The organism is Streptomyces hiroshimensis (assembly GCF_014650335.1).
GTDB lineage: Bacteria > Actinomycetota > Actinomycetes > Streptomycetales > Streptomycetaceae > Streptomyces > Streptomyces hiroshimensis.
Genome location: NZ_BMUT01000013.1, coordinates 81,548 through 102,217, shown reverse-complemented (window position 1 = coordinate 102,217; position 20,670 = coordinate 81,548). Strand labels below are relative to the sequence as shown.

The window sequence follows — 20,670 nt, the reverse complement described above, 5'->3', positions numbered from 1 at the left end:
GTCGGGGCTCTGTCACCTTTCCAGGAGCGGACGCAGCCGGGCATGAGCCCACCCGCTGAGCGAGGTCGGTGTGGTGGTGAGCAGGTCGCGGGGCTGCTCGGGCACCAGGTCGCGCGATCCGGTGGCCATCCCGGCGATGCCCTCCACCGCCGAGGGCGGCAGCCCCGCCGCGCGCAGCGCGTCCCGCGCCGCGCCGTCGCTGACGGGGTTGAGCCGGACCGGGCGTCCGAGCGCCTCGGTGAGGATCCGTGCGACCTGGTTGAAGGTGAGGTCTTCCGGTCCGTGGACGGCCTGTACGACCCGGCCCTGCCAGGTGTCGCTCAGCAGCCGGGCCGCGGCCACGTCTCCGATGTCGCGCGGATCGACCCACGGCATCGGCCGGTCGGGGTCGAACGCCGTGGTCAGGACGCCTTGGGAGAGCCCTTCGAGGTCGAACAGCAGGTTGGTGAAGAAATAGGCGCACCGCAGGTGCAGCACATCCGCGCCGGTGGCATCGAGTCGTTCCTCGATCCCGGCCAGGGCGTCGATGTGTCCCACCCCGTGTCGCTTCTCCGCCCCGATACTGCTCAGCAGCACCACCCGCCCCACCTCACCTGCCCGGGCGGCCTCCACCAACGGCGCCGCGGTCCGCAGCGAGGTCTCGATCGGGTCCGCCGTCGTGTGCGGAGTGGGATCGACCCAGAAGACGCTACGTGCCCCGGCCACCGCCTCGCGGACGAACCCGGCGTCCGCCAGGTCGCCCCGGCGCGCATCGACCCGCACGCGGGTCTCCTCGTCCAGGCGGTCCGGGTCCCGGACCAGAACGCGGGGACGGACGCCCGCCTGAAGCAGCAGCCGCACCACGCGCGATCCCACGTGCCCCGTCGGCGTGGTGATGACGATGGTCATCGAAGCACCCCTTTCGTGCACCTCTTTCGTGCACCTCACTGGTGTTCCCTGCACTCTAGGGCTCCGCGCGGGCGCAGTCCCTTCACCAGGCCTCACCCTCTTTCCGTCGCCCGGTTTCCGCCCGGTGTCCCGGGCGCAGTATCCGGGAGGGCGGGGCGGCAACGGCAGAGGGGGAGACCATGACCGTGATCGTCGGGCTTGTCCACCATGAGCGGGTGCACCTGGGCGGGGACTCGGCCGGTGTCTCCGGTCTCGGCCTCACCGTCCGCCGGGATCCGAAGATCTTCCGCAACGGCCCCTACGCCATGGGCTTCACCACCAGCTTCCGCATGGGCCAGCTGCTGCACCACGCGTTCAAGGCACCCAAGCCCAAGGGCGACTTGGACCGGTTCATGACCACCGTCTTCATCGACAAGCTGCGCACCTGCCTCAAGAACGGCGGCTGGTCGCGCAAGGAATCCGAGCAGGAGCGGGCCGGGACGTTCCTCGTCGGCATATACGACCGCCTGTTCGCCGTCTACGAGGACTACCAGATAGCCGAGCCCGCCGACGGATACGAAGCGGTGGGGTGCGGTGGCGAATTCGCGCTGGGCGCCCTGCACGCCACCGCGGGCCTGGGCCTCCCGCCACGCAGGCGTCTGGCTCTGGCTCTCGCGGCCGCGGGCCACCACAGCGCCGGAGTCTGCGAGCCGTTCCGTTACGTCACCGCCCGAAAGCGCCCCTCCTGACGCCTGGTCGGGGCCCGGCCTGCCGTGGCTCTAGGCCGGGCACACGGGACCGGACGCCTGGTCCCGCACGTACGAAGAACGTTCTCTGCGGGTGAAGTCCCGGTGGAGTGCCCGGCAGACCCTTCTGCCCGCTTCGGCGGCATCGGGAAGGTCCACGTCCCAGAGCTGCACCGCGCTGTCACCACTGCCGGTCGCCAATGTCTTCCCGTCAGGGCTGAACTCCAGCAGGACCACCTGCGTGGCGTTTTGAGGGAAAACACTGCGGGATTTCCCCGTGGCCACGTCCCAGAGCCGCACCGTCCTGTCGTCACCGCTTGTGGCGATGGTCCTGCCGTCAGGGCTGAATGCCATCGCCAGCACATTGCCGGAGACGCCGGTGATGACGTTACGGGCTTTCCCCGTACCTGCGTCCCACAGCGCCACGGTGTCGTCGAAGCTGCCGGTGATGAGGGATTGCTCGCCGCTGCTGGTGGCGAGCGTTCTTCCGTCCGGGCTGAATGCCATCAGTACGACCCGGGCGGTGTGGTCGGTGGTGATGGTGCGGGTTCTGCCCGTGCCCACGTCCCGGACCCGCGCGGTCCTGTCGGAGTCACCGGGGAGACTGCCGGTGGCGACCGCCTTGCCGTCGGGACTGATCACCGCCGGTCCTCCGGGTACGGTGTGGCCGGTACGGGTGTTCCGCAGGGTGCCCGTGGCGATGTCCCAGATGCGGACGGTCGTGTCCTGGCTTCCGGTGACCAGTGTCTTCCCGTCCGGGCTGAACGCCACCCTCCCGACCGGAGCAGCGGCCTTGGGCAGGATCCTGAGGGTCTTGGCGGCGTTGATGTCCCAGAGCCGGACGCTGCCGTCGTAACCACCCGCGGCGAGAACCCTTCCGTCAGGGCTGAACGCCACTGATGCGACCAGGGCAGTGTGGCCGGCGAGGGTGCGGCGGATTCTCCGCGTCGCCACGTCCCACACGCGTACGCTTTTGTCGTAATTGCTGGTGGCGAGGGTTTTACCGTCGGGGCTGAACGCCACTGCCTCCACAGGACTGTTCTGCCCCGTGAGGGTGCTGCGGGCTTTCCCTGTGGTGATGTCCCAGATACGGGCGGTGCTGTCCGAGCTGCCGGTGGCGAGGGTCTTTCCGTCAGGGCTGAACGCCACCGACCGCACCGGGGCGCTGTGGCCGGTGAAGGTGTTGCGGAGCATCCCCGTGGCCACGTCCCACAGCCGTATGGATTTCACGCTGCTCGTGGCGAGGGTCTGGCCGTCGGGGCTGAAGGCGACTGATTCCGCTGAGGTGAGCTGACCCATGGGGAGGGTGCGGGCTTTCCCCGTCGTCACGTCCCAGAGCTGGACGGTGCCGTCGTAACCGGCTGTGATGAGGGACTTGCCGCCCGGGCTGAACACGACCGACTGCACCGTGGCAGCGGTCTTTGCCACCAGGGTGTTGGAGATCGTCTCTGTGGTGATGTCCCAGAGGCGCGTCGTCCGGTCTTCGCCTGCGGTGGCGAGGGTCTTGCCGTCGGGGCTGAACGCCAGCGAGGTCACCCGGGCACCAGGGGCGAAGGTGGCGTGGATCGCGCCTCTTGCGACGTCCCACAGCCGGACGGTTCCGTCGCCGCCGATGCTGGCGACGGTGAGGCCGTCAGGGCTGAAGGCCACCGATGCCACCGGACGGGTATGGCCGGTGAGGAGGCCGTGAGTCTCTTCTGTGGAGACGTCCCAGAGCCGCACGGTCCTGTCGTCGCTGCCGGTGGCGAGGGTTCTGCCGTCGGGGCTGAACGCGACCGATCGCACCGGGGCGCTGTGGCCGGTCAAGGTCGTGCGGACTCTTCCCGTAGCGACGTCCCACATGCGTGCGGTGCCGTCGGAACTGCCGGTGGCGAGGGTCTTGCCGCCGGGATCGAAGGCCACCGACGTCACCGCCCCGGTATGGCCGGTGAGACGGTGACGGAGGGGGAGCGTGGCGGCCGCGTAGAGGCTGGCGGTCGCTTCGTCGGTCTTGCCGGTGCGGTGGGCCTGAACGGCCAGCAGCGAGGCCAGGTCGGGATCGGAGTCGAGCAGGGCGCTCGACTGGGCGGCCATCTGCCGGGACTGAGCCTCGCGCTGAGCGGTGACGGCGGCCTGCCGCTGCCAGAAGGCCACGCCCGTGGCGATCAAGGCAAGGGTCAGGAGGATCACGAGACCGGCGAGCAGCCGGCGCATACCCCTGCTGCGACGCTGCTCCTTCTTTCGCTCTGCGGTCTCGTGGTCGGTGCTGGCGTCGAGGAAGGCCTGTGCCACGGGGCTCAAGGTGGCGCGGCGGGCGGGGTCGGCGGCCCATTCGCGGGCTGCGGCCAGGCGGGTGCCGCGGTAGAGCAGACCTTTGTCGCGGCTTTCCTCCTCCCACGCCGCAGCCGTCTCGGCGAGGAGCTGGCGGGTCCTCAGGCCGGCCCGGTCGTCGTCGATCCATGCCCGCAGGCGCGGCCAGGCGTGCAACAGGATCTCGTGGGCCGGTTCCACGTGGTCGGCGTCCACGGTCAGCAGGCGGGCGCGGGTGAACACCTCGAGGACGTCTTCGGTCGTCTCCCGCGTGGGACGGTCCTCCAGCAGATGCGTACGGTGGGTGCGGTGGCTGGTCTCCCTGTCCTCGCCGACGTGGACGAGCTGGAGCAGGATGCGCCGGGCCACCGCTTGCCGGTCGGTGGGCAGTGACGTGTAGGCGCGCTCGGCAGTGGCGGCCACGGCCCCGGATATGCCGCCGGTCAACCGGTAGCCGGCCACCGTCAGCGTGGCGTTTTCCCGGTGCTGCCAGGTGCTGAGCAGAGCGTGGGAGAGCAGGGGAAGCGCTCCGGCCCGGGACACGCCGGTATCCGCTGCGTTGCCGGGCATGAGACCGATGTCCCGCAACAGGACTTCGACCAGACCCGCCTCCACCTCCAGGCCGGCCTCGCGGGCAGGCGCCGTGATGGCCTCGCGCAATCGGGCGTCGTTCATCGGGCCCAGGGTGATGTGGCCGTGCTGCAGGGAGGCCGCCAGCCCGGGGTAGGCCAGGCACCGATCGTAGAAGTCCGCACGGACTCCGAGCACGACCAGAGCCGTCGGCAGCCCGCCTTCTGTGTCTCCGCCCTCTGTGTCTCCTCGCCCCGTGGCCAGGGCGAGCAGCGCCTCCACGAAGACGGCGCGTTCCTGCCCGTCCCGGCAGAGGGTGAAGAGCTCCTCGAACTGGTCCACGACGACCACCAGGGCCGCGGCCGCCTCGGCGGCCGAGTCGCCGGGGCTCCTCCCCGGACCGGACGTCCGGTCCGGGGAACCGTGTCCGGCCACCGCATCGCGTACTGCGGCGGCGAAAGCGCCCGGTCCCTCGTTCAACGCCGCTTCGAGCAGCCGGTGAGCTCCTCCGGTCACCTTCGTCACCTGGGACAGGAGCTCCCGGACGGGACGCTCACCGGGGGTGAGCAGCACCGCGGGCCAGGCGTGTGAGCCGGCGACCGGCAGTGCTCCACGGGCAAGGGCAGGCAGCATTCCTGCCCGCAGCAGGGAAGACTTCCCTGCCCCGGAAGGGGCCATGACCAGCAGGGGGCCGGGCAGGGTGAGCCGCTCCGTCAGCTGGGCGACGACGCCGGCGGTCTCCGCGTCGCGTCCGAAGAACCACCGGGCGTCCTCCGCTCCGAACGGGGACAACCCCCGGTACGGGCACACGCCGTGGTCCTCCGGCCGGGAGCCGCCCTTGTCTCCGGCCGGAACCGGGACGAGGAGCTCGAGCGCTCCGCCGGTCTCCAGTGCGTGATCACAAGCGCGGGCCAGTTCCAGCGTCAGCGGCTTCTCGCCGTTCTCGACCTTGCTCAGGTAGCCCTTGCTGTAGAACGCGAGCCGGGCCAGCTTGACCAGGGAGACGCCGCGTTCGAGGCGTAAGCGGCGCAACTGCTCACCCGCGTGTTGCGGCCCCGGTGGCCGTGCCCCGGCGGGCCGGCCGCCGGGGGCGTGGGTTCCGCCTTCCACTGTCCGGAGCCCTCCTATGGCTGTCCGGCCCTGAACGGGCTTGCGGTCTCAGGCCCGGTCGGGCGGTTCCGGCGGTGCCGTCCTCGGCCGGGACCGCCGGAACCGCGCTCGTCGCGGGAACATACAGGTCTGTGACGTACTCCTCGACGTTTCCGGCCATGTCCGGCGTCCCGGACGGCACCCGTCCGGCGGGGAACGCGCCGACCGGGCCTTGGGCCTTGGTCCTTGGGCCTATGGGCCCGGTGGCTCTACGGCCACCTCGGGCAGGGCCTCGCGCAGGCGGTCGAGGAGTGCGCGGGCCGCGGGGCTCACGGGTCCGGTGGACCGCCAGGCGAGGGCGATGCGGCCGCGTATCCCGGGCCGGACGATCTGCAGCATGCGCAGGTGCCCGTCGGGGGCCGGTCCGTCCTCGCCGGCCGGCAGGACGGCAATGCCCAGGCCCCGGGCGGCGAGCTGCGCGAGCACGTGGGGGGCCGCTGCCTCGAAGGCGACACGCGGCCGGAACCCGGCCTGCGCGCAAGCGCGTTCGAGCGCCGCGCGCACCCCGGTGCCGCGCGGCAGGCAGATCAGCGGCCGGTCACGCAGATCGGCCAGGTGGACGCTCGTGCGGTCGGCGGGGGCGGGGGCGGGGCGCGTACCGCCGGGGGCGAGGAGCGGGTCGCCGGACGCGACGGCGGCGGCCAGCGGGGTGTCGATCACCATCCGGAAGGACACGCCTGGTGGCGGCGTCTCCTCCGTCGGCCCGAGGAGGGCGATGTCGAGCTCACCGGCGAGCAGTGCGGCCTGCATCCGCTCCGAGGTGTCCTCGGTGAGGGCGATCTCCACGGCGGGATGCGCGTCGTGGAAGTCCGCGAGGAGCGAAGCGACATCGAAGGCGTGGCTGGTGGCGCCGGAGACCACTCCGAGCGTGACCCGGCCGCGCAGCAGCCCTGCGTACTCGTCCACCGTCTGTCGCACGGCGTCCGCCGCGGCCAGCGCGGCGCGCGCGTGCGGCAGAACGGCCCGGCCCGCCTCGGTAAGGGTCACCGACCGGCCGGAGCGGTCGAGCAGGGGCTGCCCCAGCTCCTTCTCCAGCCGGCGGACCTGGGCGCTCAGGCCCGGCTGGGCCAGATGCAGCCGGGTCGCGGCGCGAGTGAAACCGCCCTCCTCGACGACGGCGACGAAATAGCGCAACTGCCGGAGTTCCATAAGCGGTCATTCTAAAGAGCAGCACAAACGTCTATTGGACGTATGTGCAGGCCGGCCGCACGCTTGATCACATGAAGAACGCGACGGACCACAAGGGCAGGACGACCGAGGTCAGGGCCGCGATCGCAGCAGAACGTGAAGAGCTGGCCGACCTGTTCGACGAGCTGAAGGCCGGACAGTGGGACGAGCCGAGCCTCTGCGCCGGATGGCGCGTTCGTGAGGTCGTGGCCCACATGTCGATGGGGTTCCGGCTCTCCCTGCCCGCGACGATCGGCGAACTGGTGAAGGCGCGCGGGAACCTGCACCGCATGACCGACCGCGTCGCACGCAGGGACGTGGCCGCCCGGACCACCACCGAACTCGCCGCCTTCCTGCGGGACAACGCCCACCACCCCTGGACGCCACCGGTCGGCGGGTATACGTCGGCACTCGGCCACGATGTGGTGCACGGGCTGGACGTCACCGTCGCCCTCGGGCTCGACCGGCGCGTCCCCGAGGACCGGCTGCGCATTCTGCTCGACGCCGTCCGGCCCAGCGGCCTGAAGTTCTTCGGCGCCGACATCAGCGGAGTACGGCTGTGTGCCGAAGACCTGGACTGGTCCTACGGATCCGGCTCACCTCTCTACGGCACAGCGCAGGACCTCCTCCTGGTCACCTTCGGCCGTAGGCTTCCGGCCGGCCGGCTCCGAGGCGAGCCGGCCGGCAGGTTCACCGCAAGGTGAAGCGTGAAGCCGTGGGAGCCGGCGCCCGCGCCCGCGGAGGCTGGACTGGTCAGGCGCGCACGGTGTACCAGGCGCCGATACCGCCGCAGCCGTTGGCCATGTACGTGGTGCTGCGGTATCCCGGCGGGATGGGGGAGCCGGGGCAGGTCCAGATGCCGTTGCGGACGAGCTGGTGGTACCACGCGCCTATGCCGTTGCAGCCGGTACGCACGTAGTTGGTCGTGACGTAGCCGGGCGGGATGGGGGAGCCGGCGCAGGTCCAGCGGCCGTCGCGGGCCAGCTGGTGGTACCAGGCCCCGATGCCGGTGCAGCCGTTGCGGTCGTAGTTGGTGATGACGTAACCGGCCACGATCGGCGAGCCGGAACAGGTCCAGATGCCGTCCTTCACCGGCTGCTGATACCAGGAACCGATGCCGTTGCAGCCGGAGCGGTCGTAGCCGGTGATGACCCAGCCGTCCGGCACGGGAGCGCCGGAGCAGGACCACTTGCCCGACGGCCGCCAGTCACCGGTCGTCGCGGCGGTGGCCGTACCGGCCGCGGTGCCGGTGAGCGCAGTCGTGATCAGTGCGATTGCTCCCACGGCGGCGGCAACCCGGCCGCGGGCCGCTGCCGCCTTGGCTCTGAGGTACGTCAATGGTCTGTACACGCCCATCCCATCCCATCCCATCGTCATGGTCGCTCGTGCCTGTCGAGGGGCAAGGACACCGGAGGCCGGGACGAAAGTCAGCCCGCCCGGCACGGAGTGTGAGAAGGGCGTCACTGCCGATGAACGGCAGTCGCAGCGACCCTGACATGGTAGGGAGGACAGGGAGGAGAGGCGCATAAGTGGCGATGCCGCCGACATCCCTGATTACTTCCGCACCCGGTAAGGGAGTTCGACGGAACCGCATCCGCGGTGAGGCCTTGGCCAGCACAATGTCAGGATGCCGAACTTCACCGAACTCCGCCTCGCCGACGGCACGTCGGTGCGTTTCGCGCTTTTCCCGGCGGAGGCGGAGTCCTGCGGACCCGGGCCCGGTCCGGCGCCCTCTCCCGGCGAGGACCTGCCCGAGGACCTGCCCGAGGGCATGGGCCGGAGTGTGCCGGTGGCCCGGGGCGACGGCCGGGGCGCCGCAGCCGCGTTCGCGGTCGACACCCTGCGCAAAACGCTCCAGCCGCTCGGCGTCCTCCTGCAGGAGGTGCACGACGCCGTCACGGCATCGGAGCCGCCGCCTGCAGAGGTGAACGTGACCTTCGGTATCCAGGTCGGCCAGGACCTCAAGCTCGGCATCGTCGGCAGCAGCGGCCAGGCACACCTGACCGTTTCGGCGATGTGGAAGCCGCAACCCCGTACGGAGTGATACATGGGCTGGTTCCGCACCATGGCCCCGGAGACCATGGATCCGCGCCACATCGTCGCCTCGGTGACCCGCGGCCGGGACGGCCTGTCCGCCGGCGCCGGCGTCCTGCTGGCCCCCGATCAGCTGCTCACCTGTGCCCATGTCGTCAACGACGCCCTGGGCCGGGACCCCTTCGAGACGCGCGCCCCGGGCCGCGAACCCGTCCAGGTGTCCTTCCACGGCTCCAGGGGCACCCGCAGGCACGAGGCCCGCGTACGGCACTGGATTCCTCCGCGTCCGCTCGACGGCACACCGGCAGTGCGCGCGGGGCGTGACCAGGAGTGGCTCGGCGACCTCGCCGTGCTCCAGCTCGACGAGCCCCGGGCCGACGGCGTCGCCCCGCCGCACCGGCAGCCGATGAAGGAGGGGCAGACACTGCGCGCCTGGCACGGCACGGGGCTGCGCAGCTCCTTCGCCGACGTCGAGGTGATGGCCTGCGACGGCACCATCGGGTACGTGGACGGTGCGTGCACCGGGATGCCCATCGGGCCGGCCTACAGCGGAGGGCCGCTCTGGTCGGCCGCACACCAGGCCGTGGTCGGGATCGTCGCCGCCCACATCATGCCGCCCCATGACCGTGCAACGGGTCTGCCCCTGCCGTTCAGCACCCAGCAGGTCGCCCGCCGCAGCTGGGGCATCCCCTGGCAGCGGATCGAGAGCGAGCTGCGGGCCGCCGGTGCCGGACGGCTCCTCGACGGGCACGAACCGGACCTGGACGACCCGGCGCTGCCGGTCCTCACCGACCTCGTCGAGACCCTGATGCCCTTGTCCACGCTCCGGGCGGACCACGGGCGGGCCGTGGCGGACCGCTGCGGGCTCGGTCACCGCGACGACGGCTCGGCGCCCACCTCGGAGGAGTTCGCCCAACTGCTCGTGACGGAGCCGCGGGCGCTGGCCGCGATGACCGAGATCTTCAGTCACGACCCCTTGTCCGTGGCCCGGCTGCTGGCCGCCGGCCAGCTGTCCCGGACGCCGCGGCTGCTCTCGCCGCTGGAGCACCGCAAACTGCGCAGGCTCCTCAACTCCCTTCCCGACCCGGCCCTGGCGCGGCTGCCGGAGGCCGTGCGGGCGGCGCTGCCGCTCGCCGCCGCGTTCCCCGGCGACGAGGGTGCCGAGGGGATCCTCGACCATCTGGAGTGCCTGCTGGGCGACAGCCGGGCAGAGGAAGAGGGCTTGCGGGTTCCGGGGCTGCTGCGGGTCATGGAGTACCTCGCCGTGCTCTGCCCGTCCGCCCAGCGGGCGGGGCTGCGGCTGTGGTGCGACGGCGTCGCCGAGCGGCTCGGCATCCCCCGCTCCGCGCTCCGGGAGCGACGCTCGGACGCCGACGACTGGGCGGGGGCCCTGGCGGAGCGCACCGCCCCGCCGCGGGTGCTCGTCGAGATCACCGGCGGGCCCGGGGACCGCTACCGGCTGCGTGTGTGGTGCGACGAGGGCTCGGGACTGCGCCGGCTGCCGGGCGACGGCAGCATCACGTACAGCCGGTCGGAGGCGGCGCGGGAGCTGCTGAGCGTCCTGGAGTCGGCCTACCGGGGCTCGCCCGACCGCCGCCCCCTGGTGGAAGCGCTCGTCGACCGTGCCGGGCTGAACCTCCCGATCGACGAGTGGGAGAGCCAGGGGCCGGACGACCTGGTCCCCGGCGTGCTGGGCGCCGAGTTCCCGCTGGTGGTCAACTGCCCGGATCTGCTGCGCCGCAACGAGCGCTTCGTCCCCGACTGGCGCCGCCGGTGGAGACAGCTGGACTCCGGCGCCGCCCTGCGGTTCACCGACCCGGCCCTGGGCCAGCGGATGGTCTACGGGACGCTGATGGACCGGCTGGACGCCGTCCGGGTCACGGTGGACGTCCCGCCCGGGCTGCGCGACGGGATCGTACAGCTCTGCCTGGCCCTCGGCGTGCCCGTGGTCGTCTGGGACCGGGGCCCGGCGCAGGAACAGCACGCGGTCGACCGCATGGCGGGGGTGGCCACCCGCGAGCTGCCCGAAGGCGTACGGTCCTACCGCGCCAAAGCCCTGCAGCAGCCCTTCGAATTCCCCGGGCACCCGGTCCTCGCCTGGGCGGACGCAGACCGTGCAGCGCCCAGGCTGCTGCTGTCCGAGCCTCAGGAGAGCGTATGAGCACGGCACCGGCCGATGACTGGCGGATCTTCCGCGGCGACGGCGTCCAGCGCACCCTCACCATGCCGCCCGCCCCTCCGTGGCGCCGGTTCAGGACACCCAGCCGCGCACCCGCACCCCTGCCCTATCTCATCTCCCCCGAGCACGCCGACGTGGTCAACGCCGCGCTCCACCTGAGGCGGCCGCTCCTGGTCACCGGCCCGGCCGGCACGGGGAAGTCGTCGCTGGCCCGGGCCGTCGCCCACGAGCTCGACCTGGGCGAGCTGCTGCGCTGGCCCGTCAACAGTCGCTCCAGCGTGCAGGACGCCCTCTACCAGTACGACGCCATCGGCAGGCTGCGCGAGACCACCCTGAGCCGGGACCGCGATGAGCCCGAGCCGTCCATCGGCAGCTTCATCCGCCTCGGCCCGCTCGGCACGGCGCTCGTGCCGAACAGCAGGCCGCGGGCCCTGCTCGTCGACGAGATGGACAAGGGGGACGTGGATCTCCCCAATGACCTGCTGACCGTCTTCGAGGAGGGTGTCTTCGAGATCCCCGAACTCATCCGGCTGCCGCAGGAGATATCCCTCGTGGACGTCCTCACGGCCGACGACGGCACCGTCCCGGTCGAACGGGGCCACGTCCACTGCACCGAGTTCCCCGTCGTCGTCATCACCAGCAACGGCGAGCGGGACTTCCCGCCCGCTTTCCTGCGCCGCTGCATCCGGCTCGACCTGCCCGTGCCGGACGAGGAGCGGCTGCGCGCCATCGTCCGGGCTCACCTCGGGGACGACACGCTCCGGCAGGTGGACGACCTCTTGCAGGCCTTCCTCAGGCGCCGGGCACCCGGCGAACTCGCCACCGACCAGCTGCTCAACGCCGTCTTCCTGCGCGTGGGCGGTGTGGACCTGGACGCCGACGGGCTGCTTGACGCGGTACTGCACCGGCTGACGGGAAACATCTGACGGTGACCCCCGCCGCGCGGCACCTCGGCACCGTCCTGCAGGTCCTGCACGACGCGGGCCGCGGGCTGGACCCCCACGAACTGCTGGATGTGCTCTGGCTCGCCGGCCGGCTCGACGGCTCCGCCGCCGGACTGCCGCTCGCCCGTGCCCTGCGCCGACCCGGCCTTCCGGAGCCGGACCGTGCGGCGCCGGCCGAAGACCCGGACGCGGCAGACGAGGACGAGCCCGACTCCGTTCCCCCGCCCGGGGACGCCCTCGACCGCACGGCACCGAAGCTGCACGCCGCGATGCACGACTGGGCGCGGCTGATCATGTCCCCGGGGACCACCGTCGAGCTGCCGCTGATGTCCCGGCCCGGACGGCACCGGCCGGTCGCCGCTCCGCGCGAGGCCGGCACCCTCCAGCACTTCCGGGACGCCGCGTCGCCCGAGGCGTACCGGCTCGCCGCGCACCTCGCCGCCGTGTCGCCCGTGTCCATACCGGTCATGCGCCTGGTGCAGTCGGCCGTGCCGTGGGGAGCGACCACGGCGGAGCTGGCCGAGGTGTTCCTGGGCGGCCTGCTCCGCCCCTTCCCGGCCCCGGTTCCGGGCCCGCTCCTGGCGCAGCACCGGGTCTTCGACTTCGCCGAGTCCTCCAAGGCCGCCCTCCTCGACGCTGTACCCCGCGCGGAGCTCCTCCGCACGGGCCGTCACATCGGGCTCCGACTGGAAAAACTGGCCGGCCGCTCACCGGACTTCCCCGCCTGGCTGGCCCACCCGGACGGCGCGGACCGGCTGCCCGCCGCCTACCGCTCCTTCACTGCGGTCGAACGCCGGCTGCTGGCACGGTTCGGGGTGACGGCCGAGCCGCCCGGGCCACCCGGCCTCGGGACGCCGGATCCGCACCGGCCCGGCGAACGCTGGGAGCCGCTGACCGCCGCGGACCCCCGGCGGCTGGGCCGCTACGAACTGACGGGGCGCCGGCTCGGCCGCCGCACGGTCGTCTACTTCGGCCGGGGGCCCGGCGGCGAGTCGGCCGCGGTCTGCACGGTCCGCCCCGACCAGCCGGACTCCACCGACCACCTGATCGCGACCCAAGCCGAGGTACTGCGCCGGCTGGACGGGCGTTACGCCCCGGCGCTGCTGGCCACCGGGCTGGACGACCGGCCCGCGTGGATCGCCATGCAGCTCGTCACCGTCTCCGGACGAGACGACGCGCCACCCCGGCTCGGCCATCTCCTCAGCATCGCCCCGATGGACGTGCTGACCAGCATCTCGCTCAGCTGGCACCTGGCGGGGGCACTCAGCCTCTGCCACCTCCAGGGAGTGGTTCCTGCCCGCCTCGACGCGTACTCCGTGATCGTACTGGGACGTTCGCTGCTCCTCACCGGGCTGTCCGATGCGGCGGTGGACGGCGAGTACACGGGTGCAGGGGCCGCCCCGACCCCGGCCGGGAACATGAAGTCCCTCGGCGAGCTCCTCCTGCTCATCAGCAGCAAGAACTGGGAGACGCTGCCGGGGATGGAGCTCTGGCAGGGCGACACCTGGCAGTCGCTCCGCGAACTCGTGACGCGCTGCCTGGCCCCGGCTCCGGCCGACCGGCCGACGGCGAGCGAGGCGGAGGGGGTACTGGCACGCTACGTCGCGATCGCCGACGAGCTGGCGACGCGCAACGGGCAGACGCAAGGGGCGCGTACGCTGCGGCCGGCCTGGGACGCGGCCCGGAAGCGGCCACTGCTCAGCGGAGTGGCGCCCGGACCCCGCGATGACTCCGCAGTCCGGATCGGACGGCGGCTCCGTCTTTTCGCGACCGACAAGGCCACATACCGCGAACAGCTCGACCGCATACGCGTACCGCTCGTGTACAGCAGGCACATCACGGTGGTCGGCGCCCACAACGGCTGCGGCCGCGTCACTACGACGTTCACCGTCGGCTCGGTGATCGCGGCCGTGCGGCAGGAACCTGTTCTCGCCCTGGACGGGGCGCCCACGCTGGGGGACCTCTACCAGCGCCTCACGCACCGCAACCCGGCGACGCTACGTAACCTCACCACGCTCCCGACGGATTCCTCGCACGTGGACATCAGCCGGTTCACCACACGCGTCTCCTCGGGTCTGGAGGTTCTCGGCCACGGTGCCACGCATAAGGTCGCGAGCCCGGCGTACGACGACGAGTACCGCCGGGTGATGGCCATGGCGGGGTGTCACTACCCCGTGATCCTGACGGACTGGGCCATGTCGCGCTTGAACGCCACGGCAGAAGCCGTGCTCGAACTGACCGACCAACTGGTGCTGTGCTGCACGATGACGATGCGGTCCCTCAACGCCGTGCAGCAGCTCATGAAGACCCTGCAGCGCGAGCACCCGGCCCTGGTGCGGGGCGCCGTCGTCGTGGTGACGAAGCTGAGTGGCCTTGACGCGACGCTGCGGGACGACGCGATCGCCGAGCGCTTCGGCCACCCCCCGTCCCGTGTGGTACTCGTCCCCTTCGACACCCATCTGTCCAGCCAGCGCGAGATCCAGCTCGGGCGGCTGAAGCCACGGACGGCGGACGCATACGTGCAACTGGCGTCGATCGTGGTCGCAGGCTAGGAGGCCGGGCAGTTCTCGTCGGCTCCGGCGTCCGCCGGCGGGCGGATGTGCAACGGCCTCCGGAAGAATCGGTTGGATGACCGATGTGCGCGGGTGACACCCGAAGGCACAGTGCTTCCACCCCCGGCCGATTCCGCGGAAGCCCCCGTCATCAGCCCCGTCATCAGCCCCCGGCAGAGAGGACATCGCCGTGCCCGGCACTCCGGCAGATCTCGTCTTCGTCAACGGTTCGGTCCTCACCGTCGACTCCCGTTTCACCGTCGCCTCCGCCCTCGCGGTCACCGACGGCCTCGTCAGCGCGGTCGGTGACCGGGCCGAGGTCATGGCGCACGCCGGTCCCGCCACCCGGATCGTCGACCTCGGCGGCGGAACGCTCCTCCCCGGCATCAACGACTCGCACCTGCACGGCTGCGCCCTGGGGCTGACCATGCCGCCGCTGTCCCTCGACGTCTCCCACCCCGCCGTGCAGTCGCTTGCCGACGTGGCCGAGGCCGTGCGGCAGGCGGCCGCGACGACTCCCGCGGGGGAGTGGATCAGTGGACACGGGTGGGACGCGGGCTATCTCTCCGAGTGTGTCGCCGATCCCTCCCGGCTGCCCGGCCGCCACGACCTGGACGCCGTCAGCCCGCACCACCCCGTCCTGCTGTACTCCGCCACCGGGCACGCCACCTGGGTCAACTCCGCGGCGCTCGCGCAGGCCGGGGTGGACCGGGAGACCCCCTTGCCGCCCGGAGGGGTCATCGTCACCGACGCGTCGGGCGAGCCCACCGGCCTTCTCCAGGAAGGCGCCCAGGATCTCGTCCACCGGGCGCTGCCCGCCCTCTCCCCGGAGGTGCGCGCCGACGCGATCCGGGCCACCCTGCGCACCCTGGCCCGGCTCGGCATCACCAGCTACACCGAGCCCGGCCTCGGCCCCGGCGGCGACGCCCTGATGCGCGGTGCCATGGCCCACAGCACCCTCGACGTCTACCGGCGCCTGCTCGCCGACGGCGAACTGACCGCGCGGGTCGGCGTACTGCTGCTGCCGGCAGGCATGGCCGGCAAGGCCGAGGAGTTCGTGCGGACGCTGGCAGCCATGGACGAGCCTCCGTCCACCGACCCCCGCCGGCTCGCCGTCCTCGGCGTCAAGCTGTTCGCCGACGGCATCCCGGTCAACAAGACGGCCTGGATGCACGAGCCGTACGTCGGCGGCGGCTGCGGCTCGCTGTGCGTCGGCGGGGAGACCGACGACGCGCGCGTCGCCCAGATCACGGAGATGATCCGGTACACCCACGCCGCCGGGTACCAGGCCGGTGTCCACGTCACCGGCGACCGGGCCATCGACACCGTCGTCGACGCCTTCGCCGCGGCCGCCGCCGCGCAGCCCCGTACCGACCCCCGGCACTACGTCATCCACGGCGACTTCCTCACCGCCCGCAGCATGCGGAAGCTGGCGCAGCACGGCTTCGGCGTCAACATGAACCCCACCGTCAAATGGACCGTCGCCGACCTGGAAGAGCAGTTCGTCGGCCCGGAGCGGGCGGCGTACGAATGGCCCTACCGGGACGCGATCGACGCCGGCGTGATCGTCACCAGCGGCTCCGACGCCCCCGTCACCCTCCCCGACTGGCGGCAGGGCGTCTCCACGATGATGCTGCGCGAGTCCCGGGCCGGCGGCCGCGTCAGCGGACCCGGCCAGCGCATCCGGCTCGCCGAGGCCCTGCGCACCTACACCTCCGACGCGGCCTGGCAGGACTTCGCCGAGGACTGGAAGGGCACCCTGGAGGTGGGCAAGGTCGCCGACCTGTGCGTGCTCGCGGGCGATCTGCTGACCGCCGATCCGCACGACATCCCTGCCATGCCCGTGGTGTTCACCGCCGTCGGCGGCGACGTCGTGCACGACGAACTCACCGATTGACGCCCGTTTGACGCCCTGACACCGGATGATCATTCTGAGCGGATGAAAGCCGAGCCGACGCCCATGACAGCAGCGCAGCCGAGCACGACGGATGTCCTGAGCGCCGCCCTGGACGTACGCGAGGCCGCGCGCCACGCCGTGCGGGGGAAGGGCGGCGCCGACGAGGTCCTGACGGCCCTGTCCGCGGTGATCGACCACGACCACGCGTCGCTGTCCCGGTGGGACCCGCTGCTCCGCCGCCACGTCACGCTGGCCGGCAGCTACCCGGCGGGCACCACTCGCTACATCGAGACCCGCCTGCACGACGATCCGGCCTTCGCGCTCATCCGGCACGCGCCGGGCACCACGAGCTGGTGGCACGACGTGCCCGCTCCGGTGCGGGGGGCCTCCACCGGGTTCCAGGAGGTGCTCGAACCGCTGGGCGTCCAGGACGGCGTGGCCCAGTGCCTGTTCTCCGCGGACGGGCGGTACGTGGGCATCCTCAACCTCAGCACGACGCGGGCACGGTGCGACCAGCCGGCCGTCCGGGCCGTGATGACCCTGCTGGGCGAGTGCCTCGCGGCCGTCGCCGACCCGCTTGCCGGGCACCGCTCCCCGGGGCCCGGCGGCTCCGGCCACGCCTGCGCCGTACTCCTGCCGGACACCGAGGAGGCCGACGACGCGGTTCCGGTGACCGTGAGCGGGGAGCCGCTGCCCGGCCTCACCGAGCGCGGCTCCCCGCTGGTGGCCCTGCTGCGGCGGACGGCCGCACGGCGGACGCTGCCGGCCACGGTGCTCGTGCCGTACCGGCAACGGATGCTCGAACTGCACCTGACCCGCCGGGGGGACCGTACGGTCGCCGTGTGCCGTGCGGTCACCCGCCCCGCGGCGCTCTCCCCGCGCGAGCTGGAGGTGCTGGCGGAACTCACCCAGGGGCGGACCAACCGGGAGATCGCCGATCGCCTGTACGTCAGCCCGCGCACCGTCGCCACCCACATCGAGCACATCCTCGCCAAACTCGACGTCCCGAACCGGGTGGCCGCCGCGGGGCGAGCCGTCGCCTGGGGCCTCGAACCTGCACCCTGACCGGCCCGGTCAGGCGAGGGACGCCGGTACAGCAGGCACCCTCGGTGATGCCGCTCGGCGGTGTGGTTGGCTACGCCGTATGGGTCTCAGGCGAGCGTTCCCCGTGTGTACGTGTGTGCAGTCGAGGTGTTCCAGCGGTGATGCCGGGCGGCAGCCCGCCGTCCGACCGGGGGGTGGGGCATGAGTGTCCGCCGTCCGTCGCCGGAGTCCGGCCGGCTCCCGGCACCGAAGGCGCCCCCCTTCGACCCTGAACTGGGCGTCGTGCTCGCAGCCTTGAGCAAGGAGCCGAGGGAGCCGGTCACCCCGGAGAATCTGGGAGCCCGGCAGGAGCGGGACGCCGCGACCCGGCCCAGGCCGACGGCCGAGAGCCTGCGCGCCGGCGGCCGCTTCGAGGTGAGGGAACTCCGTGTGCCGGGACCACCGGACGCACCGGACGTCACGCTCGTGAGCGCGCGGCCCTCCGGGCTCGCCGGGCCGCTGCCTCTGCTGTACTACATGCACGGAGGCGCCATGATCATGGGCAACGCCTGGTCCGTGCTTCCGCGGATCCTCCGCGAGTGGGCCCTCCCCCTGGGACTGGCCGTCATCTCGGTCGAGTACCGGCTGGCGCCGCAGGCGCAGTACCCGGAACCGCTGGAGGACTGCTACGCCGGTCTCCTCTGGGCGGCCGGGCACGCGGCCGAACTCGGCATCGACGCGGACCGCATCATCATCGGAGGCAAGAGCGCCGGCGGCGGCCTCGCCGCGGCCCTCGCCCTGCTGGCCCGCGACCGCGGCGGCCCCGCGCCCCTGGGGCAACTGCTGCTGTGCCCGATGCTCGACGACCGCGGCAGCACTTTCTCCAGCCGTCAGATGACGGGCCTGGGCATGTGGGACCTCACCTCCAACGCGACCGCATGGCAGGCACTGCTGGGCGAGCGCTACGGTGCTGAGGACCTGCCTCCCTACGCGGCCCCCTCCCGCGCCACGGACCTCTCCGGACTTCCCCCGGCCTACATCGACGTCGGCTCGGCTGAGATGTTCCGAGACGAGGACGTCGCCTACGCGAACGCGATCTGGCAGGCCGGCGGCCAGGCCGAACTGCACGTATGGCCCGGCGCCTACCACGGCTTCGACGGCCTGGCACCGCAGGCGGCCCTCAGCCAGGATGCACGCGACGCCCGTACCCACTGGCTCCGGCGCCTCCTCGCGCAGGCCGGCACAGGGAGCCGGCCTGCCGGATGAGCAGGTCCCCCGGATTCCGGGTCGCGTCGCCCTGGCCGGCTCCGGGCTCCGGGCTCAGGCGGGCAGAGCGTCGACGGTGGGGACGACGAGGCCGAACAGGTCCGTGATGGTGGTCAGGGCGGCTGCCTGGAGGGCCGCGGCGGGCAGGACGGCGCCGTCGGGCGCGGTGAGGGCGCGGGTGGCGGTGGTCTCGGCGACGACCGTGGGGCGGTAGCCGAGGTTGAAGGCCCCCTGGGCTGTGCAGCTGACGCACATGTGGGTCATGAAACCGCCGATGACCAGGTCCTTGCCGCTGCCCGGGGCGGCGCCCAGGCCGGTCAGGGTCTTCTCCAGGTGGGTGAGGCGGAAAGCGTTGGGGAACTGCTTGACCACGACCGCCTCGCCGTCCGCCGGGGCGACTTCGTCGCTGATGGCGCCGATACGGGCGCGGATGTCGTAAGGAGTGTTCTCGCCGCCGTCGTTGACGACGTGGACGACGGGCGTGCCCGCGGTGCGGGCACGCTCCAGGAGACGGGCGCCCGCTGCGAGGGCTTCCTCGGCGCCTTCCAGGGCCATGACGCCGGTGCGGTAGGTGTTCTGGAAGTCGATCATGATCAGGACGGAGTCGCTCAGCTTGGGCGGCCGGTTGTCCAGGCCGATGACGTCGCGCAGGGGCGTGGAGGGCTGGTTGCTGCTCACTGGGTGCCTTTCACAGGGGAATTCCGCAATTCCGTAGGGGAATTCCGTAGGGGAATAGGGAAATGAGGCATGGCGAAGCTGTCCGCCGTGCCTGTGTACGAGGGATATCGACGGGGCGGGAGGGGACGGGAGGGGTCAGGCGGTGGCCTGCGTGCGGAAGCGGCGGCGGTAGGCGGCGGGGGTGGTGGCGAGCTGCCGTTTGAACGCCCGGTGCAGGGTCTCCACAGAGCCGAGCCCGGCCGCGGCGGCGACGTGGTCGAGCGGGCTGTCGGTGGTCTCCAGCAGGCGCCGGGCCGTCTCGACCCGGGCTGCCTCGACGTAGGCGGCGGGGCTGGCGCCGGTCTCCTGTTTGAAGACGCGGGCGAAGTGACGCTCGCTCAGGCACATCCGGGCCGCCAGCACCTCAGCGGACAGGTCCTCGTCGAGGTGGTCGGCGATCCACAGCCGCAGCTCGTCGATGTCGCGGCGGGCGGAGGCGGGCCGGCTGAGCGGCACGGAGAACTGACTCTGCCCGCCCTGCCGCTTGAGGTACATCACCAGCTGCCGGGCCACGGCCAAGGCGACGTCCTCGCCCAGATCCTCGGCCACCAGGGCGAGCGCGAGGTCCAGGCAGGCGCTGATCCCGGCGCCCGTCCACAGCCGCCCGCGGTCGGTCCGGACGAAGATCGGATCCGGGTCGACCGTGACGGCGGGGTGGTCGGCGGCGAGCCGGGCCGCGGTCGACCAGTGCGTGGTCGCCGTCCTCCCGTCGAGCAGCCCGGCCGCCGCCAGCACGTGCGCGCCCACACACACCGACGCCACCCGCCGGGCGTGTGCGGCGGTCTCCTTCACCCATGCCACGACATCGGTGTCGATCCGGGCCACGGGGCCGTCGTCGGTCATGTCGACCGCGCCGGGCACGAGCAGGGTGTCCACTCGCCCGCCGACCTCCTCGAAGGCCAGATCGGCCATCAGCCGCACACCCGCCGACGTCCGCACTTCACCGGCGGCCGGCCCGGCGAGGCGGACCCGGTAGCCGGCGCGGCCTGCGGTCTCCCGGTTGGCCAGCGCGAAGACCTCGGCCGGGCCGGCGACGTCGAGGAGATCGACATCGGGGAAGACCGCGATGACGACACGGTGCGAAAGGGGCATGCACCCATCCTGGCCGCCCCCACGTATGGCTGCAATGACGGCTTACTGTCACATCCAGACATGCGGTCGGTTCGCGGCGCCGACATCGACCAGGACCGCCACCAGCACCAGGACTACCGCGCACAGCGCGCACAACAGCGCCACCGCCCGTACCAGAACCCTGGCCGAATCCGATGTG

The 20,670-nt window shown here is 72.2% G+C and carries 15 protein-coding genes; 9 read left to right on the top strand and 6 right to left on the bottom strand.

Going from position 1 to position 20,670, the window contains the following annotated elements:
* Positions 1-12 precede the first annotated feature (12 nt).
* A complete protein-coding gene (locus IE241_RS26960; RefSeq protein ID WP_190024438.1) occupies positions 13-888 on the bottom strand; it encodes an NmrA family NAD(P)-binding protein in 876 nt (291 codons plus the stop codon).
* Positions 889-1,067: 179 nt separating this feature from the next.
* Between IE241_RS26960 and IE241_RS26955 the strand changes: the two genes are divergently transcribed.
* Complete coding sequence (locus IE241_RS26955; protein WP_190024437.1) at positions 1,068-1,616, top strand: hypothetical protein; 549 nt, start codon at positions 1,068-1,070, stop codon at positions 1,614-1,616.
* A gap of 30 nt (positions 1,617-1,646) precedes the next feature.
* On the opposite strand, the gene IE241_RS26950 is transcribed toward IE241_RS26955, so the two are convergent.
* The gene (locus IE241_RS26950; RefSeq protein ID WP_190024436.1) at positions 1,647-5,504 is read right to left on the bottom strand and encodes an nSTAND1 domain-containing NTPase; all 3,858 of its coding nucleotides are present in this window, start codon (positions 5,502-5,504) and stop codon (positions 1,647-1,649) included.
* Positions 5,505-5,813: 309 nt separating this feature from the next.
* The gene (locus IE241_RS26945; RefSeq protein WP_190024435.1) at positions 5,814-6,770 is read right to left on the bottom strand and encodes a LysR family transcriptional regulator; all 957 of its coding nucleotides are present in this window, start codon (positions 6,768-6,770) and stop codon (positions 5,814-5,816) included.
* Positions 6,771-6,841: 71 nt separating this feature from the next.
* Here IE241_RS26945 and IE241_RS26940 point away from each other — a divergent pair, with 71 nt between their 5' ends.
* The gene (locus IE241_RS26940; protein WP_190024434.1) at positions 6,842-7,492 is read left to right on the top strand and encodes a maleylpyruvate isomerase family mycothiol-dependent enzyme; all 651 of its coding nucleotides are present in this window, start codon (positions 6,842-6,844) and stop codon (positions 7,490-7,492) included.
* 49 nt (positions 7,493-7,541) lie between these two features.
* On the opposite strand, the gene IE241_RS26935 is transcribed toward IE241_RS26940, so the two are convergent.
* Entirely contained in the window at positions 7,542-8,072 is a 531-nt protein-coding gene (locus IE241_RS26935; protein ID WP_229899864.1) for a hypothetical protein, read from the bottom strand.
* Between the two features lie 343 nt (positions 8,073-8,415).
* On the opposite strand from IE241_RS26935, the gene IE241_RS26930 reads away from it, so the two are divergent.
* The 7 genes from IE241_RS26930 to IE241_RS26895 all read left to right on the top strand — a co-directional run bounded on the left by IE241_RS26930 (position 8,416) and on the right by IE241_RS26895 (position 18,683).
* Complete coding sequence (locus tag IE241_RS26930; protein ID WP_190024432.1) at positions 8,416-8,832, top strand: CU044_2847 family protein; 417 nt, start codon at positions 8,416-8,418, stop codon at positions 8,830-8,832.
* A 3-nt stretch (positions 8,833-8,835) separates the two neighbouring features.
* Positions 8,836-10,983, top strand: a complete 2,148-nt coding sequence (locus IE241_RS26925) for a VMAP-C domain-containing protein (protein ID WP_190024431.1) — start codon at positions 8,836-8,838, stop codon at positions 10,981-10,983.
* Positions 10,980-11,927: an AAA family ATPase gene (locus IE241_RS26920; protein ID WP_190024430.1), complete on the top strand. Its 948-nt coding sequence runs from the start codon at positions 10,980-10,982 to the stop codon at positions 11,925-11,927. The genes IE241_RS26925 and IE241_RS26920 overlap by 4 nt, the downstream gene beginning before the upstream one ends.
* A gap of 2 nt (positions 11,928-11,929) precedes the next feature.
* Entirely contained in the window at positions 11,930-14,497 is a 2,568-nt protein-coding gene (locus tag IE241_RS26915) for a protein kinase family protein (RefSeq protein ID WP_190024429.1), read from the top strand.
* Positions 14,498-14,687: 190 nt separating this feature from the next.
* Positions 14,688-16,394, top strand: coding sequence for an amidohydrolase (locus tag IE241_RS26910; protein ID WP_190024428.1), 1,707 nt, complete (start codon positions 14,688-14,690; stop codon positions 16,392-16,394).
* Between the two features lie 42 nt (positions 16,395-16,436).
* A complete protein-coding gene (locus IE241_RS34355; protein ID WP_229899863.1) occupies positions 16,437-17,459 on the top strand; it encodes a helix-turn-helix transcriptional regulator in 1,023 nt (340 codons plus the stop codon).
* Positions 17,460-17,639: 180 nt separating this feature from the next.
* Positions 17,640-18,683: an alpha/beta hydrolase gene (locus tag IE241_RS26895; protein ID WP_190024427.1), complete on the top strand. Its 1,044-nt coding sequence runs from the start codon at positions 17,640-17,642 to the stop codon at positions 18,681-18,683.
* A gap of 54 nt (positions 18,684-18,737) precedes the next feature.
* On the opposite strand, the gene IE241_RS26890 is transcribed toward IE241_RS26895, so the two are convergent.
* Both IE241_RS26890 and IE241_RS26885 read right to left on the bottom strand, forming a co-directional pair.
* Positions 18,738-19,361: an isochorismatase family protein gene (locus IE241_RS26890; protein ID WP_194552800.1), complete on the bottom strand. Its 624-nt coding sequence runs from the start codon at positions 19,359-19,361 to the stop codon at positions 18,738-18,740.
* A 135-nt stretch (positions 19,362-19,496) separates the two neighbouring features.
* On the bottom strand, positions 19,497-20,492 hold the full coding sequence (locus IE241_RS26885) for a GlxA family transcriptional regulator (RefSeq protein ID WP_190024426.1): 996 nt from the start codon (positions 20,490-20,492) through the stop codon (positions 19,497-19,499).
* Between the last annotated feature and the right edge of the window lie 178 nt (positions 20,493-20,670).